Source organism: Amaricoccus sp., assembly GCF_036846665.1.
Taxonomy (GTDB): Bacteria; Pseudomonadota; Alphaproteobacteria; order Rhodobacterales; family Rhodobacteraceae; genus Amaricoccus.
Window position 1 is genome coordinate 1 of sequence record NZ_DAIUBO010000181.1, and the last position, 8,029, is coordinate 8,029.

An 8,029-nucleotide genomic window follows, 5' to 3' on the forward strand; every position below is an offset into this window, starting at 1 on the left:
TGACCTCCTGGCGCAGGCCCTCGCTGATGGCGCGCACGCCGAACTTGGTGGCCGAATAGACCGCCGATCCGCCGAACAGCTTGTGCCCTGCGACTGAGGAGAGGCCGATGATGTGGCCGGACTTCTGGGCCTTCATGTGCGGCAGTGCCGCCGCAACGCCGTAAAGCACGCCCTTGAGATTGACGTCGATCATCTGGTCCCATTCGTCGACCTTGAGCCGCTCCAGCGGGGACAGCGGCATTACGCCCGCGTTGTTGATCAGGACGTCGATGCGCCCGTAGGTTTCGACGGCGGTGTCGACCAGCGTCTGCACGTCCGACCGCTTGGTGACGTCGGTGACCACGGCGGTGGCCTTGCCGCCAGCCGCTCGGATCTCTTCGGCGAGCACCTCGATCCGTTCCGCGCGGCGCGCGCCGAGCACGACGTTGGCGCCCTTCTCGGCCAGGTGGCGGGCCGCCGCGGCGCCCATTCCGCTGGACGCGCCGGTGATGACGATGGTTTTTCCGGCAATGTTGTCGGTCATGGCTTTTTCCTTGATTCCTTGTGGTCGCGCGGCGGCCGCGCCGCCTCAGCAGGCGACGTCGGCGCGGCGCATTCGGGTTCTGGTCAGTCGGCGAGTTCGATCCGGACCGGGATCTCGCCGTCACGGATCAGCGCTTCGATCGGCCCCTCGAATTCTCCAAGCCGAACAAGTCCGCGGGAGGACTGAAATGGTTTGTAGAAGATCGCGAGGTTGCCCCAGGGCGCATAGACGGTGATGTCGCCGGCTTCTGGCCGATAGCTGTCAGGTGCGCCGGACGTATCGAGCCTCTTCGGAAGGTCTGCGACCTTCTCGATGCCGTGGTAGTCGGCGAGGACAAGATTGAGCGGCAGCATCGCGGCGAAGTCGCGCCCAGCCGTGGTATCGTCCAGCGTCGCGGTGAGCGTCTGCCCGGCAACGGTGACAGTTATGGCGGTCATGGCGGACTCCTGCGATTGCTCGGCGAAAGCCGGTGCTGCGATTGCCAGAGCGCAAAGAACGAACAGGCGAGAGAGCATCGGCTTCCTTTCATTGTTGCCAACTTAGGCCTCGGCAACGGATCGGATTACCCGCCACGAATTCCTAGCGATCATGAGCAGGACTCATGGATGGAGGGCGTTCATCCTGGGACTACTCCTGGCGGCGCTCGTAGGTGACGCTCCAGGTCTCTTCGGGATTGGTGGGCGTCAGGGTTAGCTCGTTCTCCGAAACCACCAGATTCCGCTCGAGCTCCTGACCGATCAGATCGCGTGCGATGGCGGATTCCACGGCGAAGGTCACCGTTCCCGCGGCTTCGTCCACCTCGTAGGTGCCGTAGTAGGCCTCGTAGCCAGCGCGCATGTAGGCCGACTCGCCCTCGGGGTCCGGCGACATGGCCTGCACGGCCATCAGGCCGTTGTCGGAGAAGATGATCTGGCTGGTGAACTCGTCCTCGGTCACCACGACACCCTGAGGGGTGCGGAGCTGCCAGAAGCCGACGATCTGCTCGGCGGGGGACAACTGATCCTGCGCGAAGGCGGGGGCAGCCAGGCCAATGCCTGCGGTGATCGCGGCGGTCCTGAAGAAGGTCATGTGCGCGTCCTCTGTCTGAAGTGTCTGTTGTTTCAGTGCTCGGCGGGCTTTCGCGCCGACGTGTCTCGAAGATCGTTCAAGATGGCCCGCGCGATAATCGTGTGCTGGGACACACGGCTCATGAAGCCCTCTCATAGGTCCTTCCGCTTCTATGCGGAGAGCCCGTGCCGCTCGCTCATGAACACCGCTAATGAGTGCATCCCGTCCAGCAGCCATTATTCCGGGGCGAGCTATGCGTACGTTCTGCTCCAGACGGCGACACTGGCGCTGTCAAAGGCAACACTCGCACTTGAGGAGTCAGATCGACATGAAACGCATGCTCACGACACTTGCGCTCGTTCTCGCCGCACCGGCGGCATTTGCTCAGTCGCAGGAGATCACCCGCGCCGAGGAGCGCGCGGGCAGCATCGGCAGCGACGAGTTCTTCACCGGGACCGCCTACGTGGAGCCGCTATTCGCCGCCGATGAACCCTTCGCCGTCAATGCAGGCGTCGTGACATTTCTGCCTGGCGCGCGCTCGGCGTGGCACCATCATCCCGCAGGGCAGAAACTCGTGGTGACCTCCGGCATCGGCTGGGTCCAGGAGCGCGGCCAGGAGAAGCAGGTGATGCGTGCCGGCGACGTGGTCTGGTGCCCGCCGGATGTGGAGCATTGGCATGGCGCTACCGACGAGACCGCCGTCACTCACATAGCCATCCAGCAATATGAGGACGGTGAGAACGTCGTTTGGGGCGAGCACGTCACGGATGAGGAATACGTCGACTGACCGGGATCGTGGTCCGTTTGGCGGGCCACGACCATCCCTCCCTCTACAAGGCTCAAACAATGAAGATCATCCTGCAGGCCATTGCCCTGGCGGCGCTGGCACCCACGGCGGCGGCGGCGCAGTCGGCCGAGACGATCCTGCCCGATCTCAACTATCCTTGGGACATCGAGGCCCACGGCGACAGCATCTATGTTACCGAGAAGGCCGGGACGCTCGGAATCTTTGAGGACGGAACGTTCCGGCGACTGCCGGTCGAGACGAGCGCTCCGATCCTCGACGATCGCGGCGGCGGCCTGCTCGGGCTTGCGCTCCGCCCCGACTTTGCCGAGACGCGCCGTGCCGTTCTCTATCAGCACACCGGCACCCCCGATGACCGCACCAACCGCGTGATCGAGGTGGAACTCGACGGAGACACCTGGCGCGAGACGCGGGTTCTGATCGACGGCATTCCCGGCCATCCCCTCTACAACGGCGGTCGGGTCGCCTTCGGCCCGGACGGAATGCTCTACGTGACGACGGGCTGGACCGAGAACCGGGAGCGTCCGCAGGACGTAGGCAGCCTCGCCGGCAAGATCCTCCGCGTGGCGCCGGACGGCGCGATTCCGGACGATAACCCGTTCCCCGGTTCGCCCGTCTGGTCGCTTGGCCATCGCAATCCCCAGGGTCTGGCCTGGGACGATGATGGCCAGCTCTACGCGGCCGAACACGGCCAGTCCGGCCACGACGAGGTGAACCTGATCGAGCGGGGCGCGAACTACGGCTGGCCACTCATTCAAGGTGATGAGACAGCGGATGGTATGCGGGCGCCGCTGACACATTCCGGAGGCGGCACGTGGGCGCCATCGGGACTTGCGTGGACAGGCGATGACCTGCTTCTCGCGGGACTTCAGGCCGAGGGCGTTCTATCCGTCGGCCTCGACGGCGAAGTCTCGATGCATCATCCGACCGGCGAGCGCATCCGCGACGTGCTGGTCGTCGGTGCCGATATCTATGTCATCACGACGAACCGCTCGCCACGCGGCGAAGGCCCATCGCGCGACCGTCTGATCCGCCTCGATCCGTGATGCATAATTGGTGGACTTAATGAGCTGCCCTCATGTATCTTAGGTGTGGCCCTTCGTTGAGTGGCGAAAGGCAGATCGAGGCCACCCGCATGCTCCGCGAAAACATTCATGATCTAATCGCCCTTGCCGCTGTCGCCGAAGAGAGAAACTTCACGCGCGCGGCCGCCCGGCTGAATGTCTCTCAGTCGGCTCTCAGCCACACGATTAAAGGGCTTGAGACCCGGCTTGGAATGAGACTTCTCACGCGCACCACGCGATCCGTCGCGCCGACGCTCGAATGCGAGGATCTCCTGGCGACGCTGAACCCGTGCTTCGAGATGATCGAAGCACGGCTTCAAGCGCTCAATGAGGCCCGCGATCGGCCGACCGGCACGGTGCGGATAGTCGGCGTGGAATACGCGATCGAGTCCCTTCTCCTGCCGAAATTGGCACCGGTCCTGAAACAGCACCCCTCGGTCAATGTCGAGTTCGTCATGGACTACGGCTACACCGATCTCGCCAGCGCGCAGTGCGATGCGGGGGTGCGGTATGGCGAGCAGGTGAGCGAGGGCATGATCGCGGTCCGGATCGGCCCGGACGAGCGGATGGTCTGCGTCGGTGCGCCCGAGTATTTCGAGCGCGCAGGCGTTCCCGAGACACCGCAGGACCTTGGCGGTCACCAGTGCATCAACCTCCGCCTGTCGAACCATGGCAGCCTCTACGCCTGGGAGTTCGAGGACGCCGAGGGCCAGGAGATGCGCGTGAAAGTGCAGGGCCAGGTCTGCTTCAATACGATCAACCCGGCGATGTACGCCGCCGTGGATGGCCTTGGTCTCGCATTGGTGCCCGAGCGTCTGGCCGAACGGTATCTCGCTTCAGGCGCGCTCAGGATTTGTCTCGAAAGCTATTCGCCGTACTTCCCAGGCTTTCATCTCTACTTTCCGAGTCGCCTCAGACCGTCGTCCGCCTTTCAGGTCGTGCTCGACGCGCTGAAGGAGCGTGGCTAAAGATTGATGAGGAGCGGTCATGGGTGGGGTGATCATTCACACCATTAAGCTTCCCCAAGACATCTCCACATTGGAGGGGCAAAGGCAACCCGCCTGAAAGGAGCCCCCGGATGAAGACAATACTTACCGCTACCGCCTTCGTTCTGTCCGCCGCCTCAGTCGCTGCGCAGGATCTCTCGACCACGCTACCCGATACTGTCGGCCAAGTCGCCCCTGCGCTCGAAGCCTACTCCGAGAACGCGCTGTTCTCCGACGTCTGGCATGGGGATGCTTTCTCGACACGCGACCGGGCGCTCGTGACTTTCGCCGCGATGGTGACGCGGCAGGAGACCGGCCGGATGCCGGAGCACGTCGCGCTCGCGCTCGATGCTGGCGTAACGCCATCGGAGATTTCCGAGACGATCACGCACCTCGCCTTCTACTCCGGCTGGGGCAATGCCGTCGCGGCCGCCGAGGCCATCGCCCCCGTCTTTGCCGAGCGTGGCGTCGCCGCAGCGGATCTTCCGGCCGTCGATCCCGAGCTCCTGACCCTCAACGAGGAGGCCGAGGCCGCTCGCCAGGAGAACGTGCAACGGACCTATGGCAACGTCAGCCAAGGCGTTGTCGACAACACCGAAGAGCTTCTGTTTCTCGATCTGTGGCTGCGCCCCGCTCTTGAGCCGCGCGACCGCAGCCTCGTGACCGTCGCCGCTCTCATCGCCGCCGGTCAGCCCGAGCAGATGACATTCCACCTCAACCGGGCGATGGACAACGGGCTCACGCAGGAAGAGGCCGGCGCCATGCTTGCGCACCTCGCCTTCTACACCGGCTGGCCCCGCGTGTTCTCGGCCATGCCGGTGGCCGCAGAGGTCTTCGAGAGCCGCACGAACTGATCTCAACGGAACGGGCGCCTCTGTGCGCCCGTCCCCTACCGCTGCTCGAAAGGATGTCTGCCATGAAGATCGGAATACTCGGCTCGGGCCTGATGGGCGCCAAGCTCGGCCGGATCTGGGCCGCCTGCGGGCATGACGTCACATTCGCCTACGCCCGCGACCGCGCAAAGCTCGACCGGCTGGCGCGGGAGGCCGGCGGAGCGGCAGGAACGGTCGCCGAGGCCGTCGAGGCTGCGGAGGCGGTTCTGCTCGCCGTTCACTGGTCACGGATCGAAGATGTGCTGGATCAGGCGGGCGATCTCGCGGGAATGGTCGTCCTGAACTGCTGTGTTCCGCTCGACGAAAGCAACTCCGACCTCGTCGTCGGCACGTCCACCTCCGGCGCCGAGGAACTTTTGGCCATGCGGCCCAAGGCGCGCTGGGTCTCCTGCTTCAACACGAGCCCCTCGGAAAGCTTTGCGCCGGTATTCGCCCGCAAGGGCGACGGTTCCCGGCCGCACCTTCTGGTCTACGGCGACGACGCAGGCGCCAAGGACGTCGCGGGCGGTTTGATCCGCGACATCGGCTTCGAGCCGCTCGAGGCCGGCGGCCTCCGCACGGCCCGTTTCGTCGAGCCATTCGCAATGGTCACCGCGGAGCTCGCCTACGGCCAGCCTGGCGGCCCGGCGCTGACCTATCGCTTCGAGAAACTGCGTGGCTGACCGCGCGCAAAAGAAGGAGAGAAAAAATGAAGATCACGAAAGCCGGAACAACCCCCTCGAGCCCAGGCCCGGAGGACTGGTTCACGGGCACCGTCCGTCTCGACCCGCTGTTTCAGGCCGAGGAACCTGGCCGCACAGCGGGCGCCCACGTCACGTTCGAGCCCGGCGCTCGCACGGCCTGGCATACTCACCCGGCGGGCCAGACCCTGATCGTCACCTTCGGGCGCGGCCGCGTCCAGCGCGAGGGCGGACCGATCGAGGAAATCTCTCAGGGCGATGTCGTCTGGTTTCCGGCCGGCGAGAAGCACTGGCACGGTGCCTCGCCGGAGACGGCGATGAGCCACATCGCCATCCAGGAGAGCATCGACGGCACCCCCGTCACATGGATGGAGAAGGTCACGGACGAGCAGTATCAGTCCTGATCTTTCGCCGGTGCCCAGGATGGCGGGCGGCCGTCAGTCCGTCATCCGGCCATATGTGAAGACATAGTCGTTCGCGAATTGCGATGCATGGCATGACTGGCAGCGCATGCCGTCCTCGGTGAGGTTCGGCGTGCCGTCGGCAGCAAACTCGCGAAATAGCCAGCTTCCGGCCTCGGAGGCGTCGGCCCATTCGGATCGCTTTTCCATGACGAGGATCCGGTAAAGTGCGCCGTCGCGAAAGTCGTCCATGGTGATTACAGTGCCGTCTGGCAACGGCTCGCTGGCTCGCGCTGCGGCCAATGCTGTCTGCGAGGTATAGATCTCCTCCGTGATGCCGCCCCGCACGACCGTCGCATAATGGCTTTCGTCCCGGTATCCGTCCCGAAGCAGGACGTCGGAGTTCAGTACCTGCGCGATGACTGGCGTCGCGGCTACGAGGCCTAGCAACGCGAAGCTCGTCCGTGGTCTTTTCATGGCAGCATCTCCTTGCTTTCGGACAAGCTTAAAGGCGGCATCGCCGGTCGATTAGTCCGTCCCGTCTGAACCCGGAGATGAGGTGCGCTCATCAATGGACGGGCGATCGATTATGACCTCCGGTCATGAGTGCATGCGCAACTTCGGGCATTCTCGCGCGCTCGGGACGGCCTTAGGTCGTCGTCAGCCGAGGCATTGCCTCCCAGACAGAAATTTCCGGAGCCACGATCCGTCTCATGCCCAGACCCAACATCATCTGCCACATGGCCACTTCGCTTGACGGACGCCTTCTCCCCGAGCGTTGGCCGATCTCCGATCAAGAGGTGCTGGAAGTCTACGACAGTTCCGCGGCGCGGCTCGACGCGGGCGGCTGGATCGTCGGCCGGGAGACGATGCAGCACTATGTGACAGCCGGGGAGCCTTCATTTGGCAAGGCCGGGGGGCCTCGAACTGACATTGTGGTCCAGGGCAGCACCTGCCCGATCGCCGTGTGCTTCGACCGAAAAGGGCGACTTCAGCCAGAGGCGGGCGAGATCGATGGCGACCATCTCGTTCTGGTCGTTTCCGAGGGCGTCTCGTTTGAGCATGTCGAGAAACTCGTGGCACGCGGCGTCTCTGTCTTCTTCGCCGGTCCGAACGGTGAGGACATCGCGGGCGCGCTGGATCGGATCGGGTCGGCCTTCGGCGCCGACCGGCTGCTCCTCGAGGGAGGCGGTCGAATCAACGGCGCATTCCTCGCAGCCGGCCTCGTCGACGACGCTGTTCCAGCTGGAGGACGCTGCGCGCCAGTACCGCGGCATGACGCTGCTGGAGCTCGCCCGCGAAAGCCTCGGCAATGCCGGGGTCAACACGCGCGGCCTGTCGCGCGACGAGGTGGCGACGCGGGCGCTGCACTCGACCTCGGACTTCCCCGAGATCCTCTCGGCCGTCACCAACAAGACCCTGCGGCAGGCCTACGAGGCCTATCCTCGGACGTTCATGCTGTTCTGCCGCCAAGTGCTGGCTACCGACTTCAAGGCGATGCACCGGGTCCAGCTGGGTGAAGCGCCGCAACTGCTCGAGGTCGGCGAGAGCGGCGAGTTCAAGCGCGGGACGCTCGGCGAGAGCAAGGAGAGCTACAAGGTCAAGACCTATGGCCGGGTGGTCGCGATCA

Annotated in this window: 11 protein-coding genes and 1 pseudogene; 8 read left to right on the top strand and 4 right to left on the bottom strand. The window is 64.6% G+C overall.

The genetic code is table 11. The annotated features are described in order from the left end of the window. The 3 genes from V7050_RS15500 to V7050_RS15510 form a co-directional block, all read right to left on the bottom strand. On the bottom strand, positions 1-523 hold a 523-nt coding region (locus V7050_RS15500), incomplete at its 3' end, for an SDR family oxidoreductase (RefSeq protein WP_324410799.1). An 83-nt stretch (positions 524-606) separates the two neighbouring features. Next, entirely contained in the window at positions 607-960 is a 354-nt protein-coding gene (locus V7050_RS15505) for a cyclophilin-like fold protein (RefSeq protein WP_324375652.1), read from the bottom strand. Positions 961-1,150: 190 nt separating this feature from the next. Then, positions 1,151-1,591 carry a lipocalin-like domain-containing protein gene (locus V7050_RS15510; protein WP_324375654.1) on the bottom strand — a complete coding sequence of 147 codons (441 nt, stop codon included), beginning with the start codon at positions 1,589-1,591 and terminating at the stop codon, positions 1,151-1,153. A 307-nt stretch (positions 1,592-1,898) separates the two neighbouring features. Between V7050_RS15510 and V7050_RS15515 the strand changes: the two genes are divergently transcribed. From V7050_RS15515 to V7050_RS15540, 6 genes are all read left to right on the top strand, one after another. Further along, positions 1,899-2,357, top strand: coding sequence for a (R)-mandelonitrile lyase (locus V7050_RS15515; RefSeq protein ID WP_324375656.1), 459 nt, complete (start codon positions 1,899-1,901; stop codon positions 2,355-2,357). Between the two features lie 59 nt (positions 2,358-2,416). Continuing rightward, complete coding sequence (locus V7050_RS15520; protein WP_324375658.1) at positions 2,417-3,421, top strand: PQQ-dependent sugar dehydrogenase; 1,005 nt, start codon at positions 2,417-2,419, stop codon at positions 3,419-3,421. An 89-nt stretch (positions 3,422-3,510) separates the two neighbouring features. After that, positions 3,511-4,407, top strand: a complete 897-nt coding sequence (locus tag V7050_RS15525; RefSeq protein ID WP_324375661.1) for a LysR family transcriptional regulator — start codon at positions 3,511-3,513, stop codon at positions 4,405-4,407. A 110-nt stretch (positions 4,408-4,517) separates the two neighbouring features. After that, positions 4,518-5,279: a carboxymuconolactone decarboxylase family protein gene (locus tag V7050_RS15530; RefSeq protein WP_324375663.1), complete on the top strand. Its 762-nt coding sequence runs from the start codon at positions 4,518-4,520 to the stop codon at positions 5,277-5,279. 62 nt (positions 5,280-5,341) lie between these two features. After that, on the top strand, positions 5,342-5,980 hold the full coding sequence (locus tag V7050_RS15535; protein ID WP_324375665.1) for an NADPH-dependent F420 reductase: 639 nt from the start codon (positions 5,342-5,344) through the stop codon (positions 5,978-5,980). A gap of 26 nt (positions 5,981-6,006) precedes the next feature. Beyond that, the gene (locus V7050_RS15540) at positions 6,007-6,402 is read left to right on the top strand and encodes a (R)-mandelonitrile lyase (protein WP_324375667.1); all 396 of its coding nucleotides are present in this window, start codon (positions 6,007-6,009) and stop codon (positions 6,400-6,402) included. Positions 6,403-6,435: 33 nt separating this feature from the next. Here the strand turns inward: V7050_RS15540 and V7050_RS15545 are convergent, their stop codons facing one another. Beyond that, positions 6,436-6,876 (bottom strand): cytochrome P460 family protein, encoded by a 441-nt coding sequence (locus V7050_RS15545; RefSeq protein ID WP_324375669.1) that lies wholly within the window; start codon positions 6,874-6,876, stop codon positions 6,436-6,438. A gap of 263 nt (positions 6,877-7,139) precedes the next feature. Here V7050_RS15545 and V7050_RS15550 point away from each other — a divergent pair. Further along, a pseudogene (locus V7050_RS15550) lies at positions 7,140-7,574 on the top strand (dihydrofolate reductase family protein); the annotation flags it as partial. 100 nt (positions 7,575-7,674) lie between these two features. Further along, on the top strand, positions 7,675-8,029 hold a 355-nt coding region (locus tag V7050_RS15555), incomplete at its 3' end, for a phage major capsid protein (protein ID WP_442885701.1).

Bases quoted from the DNA above. Each gene is read 5' to 3' on its own strand.
- V7050_RS15525 (WP_324375661.1), top strand. From the start codon at position 3,511: ATGCTCCGCGAAAACATTCATGATCTAATCGCCCTTGCCGCTGTCGCC.
- V7050_RS15545 (WP_324375669.1), bottom strand. From the start codon at position 6,876: ATGAAAAGACCACGGACGAGCTTCGCGTTGCTAGGCCTCGTAGCCGCG.
- V7050_RS15515 (WP_324375656.1), top strand. From the start codon at position 1,899: ATGAAACGCATGCTCACGACACTTGCGCTCGTTCTCGCCGCACCGGCG.
- V7050_RS15530 (WP_324375663.1), top strand. From the start codon at position 4,518: ATGAAGACAATACTTACCGCTACCGCCTTCGTTCTGTCCGCCGCCTCA.
- V7050_RS15535 (WP_324375665.1), top strand. From the start codon at position 5,342: ATGAAGATCGGAATACTCGGCTCGGGCCTGATGGGCGCCAAGCTCGGC.
- V7050_RS15520 (WP_324375658.1), top strand. From the start codon at position 2,417: ATGAAGATCATCCTGCAGGCCATTGCCCTGGCGGCGCTGGCACCCACG.
- V7050_RS15505 (WP_324375652.1), bottom strand. From the start codon at position 960: ATGACCGCCATAACTGTCACCGTTGCCGGGCAGACGCTCACCGCGACG.
- V7050_RS15510 (WP_324375654.1), bottom strand. From the start codon at position 1,591: ATGACCTTCTTCAGGACCGCCGCGATCACCGCAGGCATTGGCCTGGCT.
- V7050_RS15540 (WP_324375667.1), top strand. From the start codon at position 6,007: ATGAAGATCACGAAAGCCGGAACAACCCCCTCGAGCCCAGGCCCGGAG.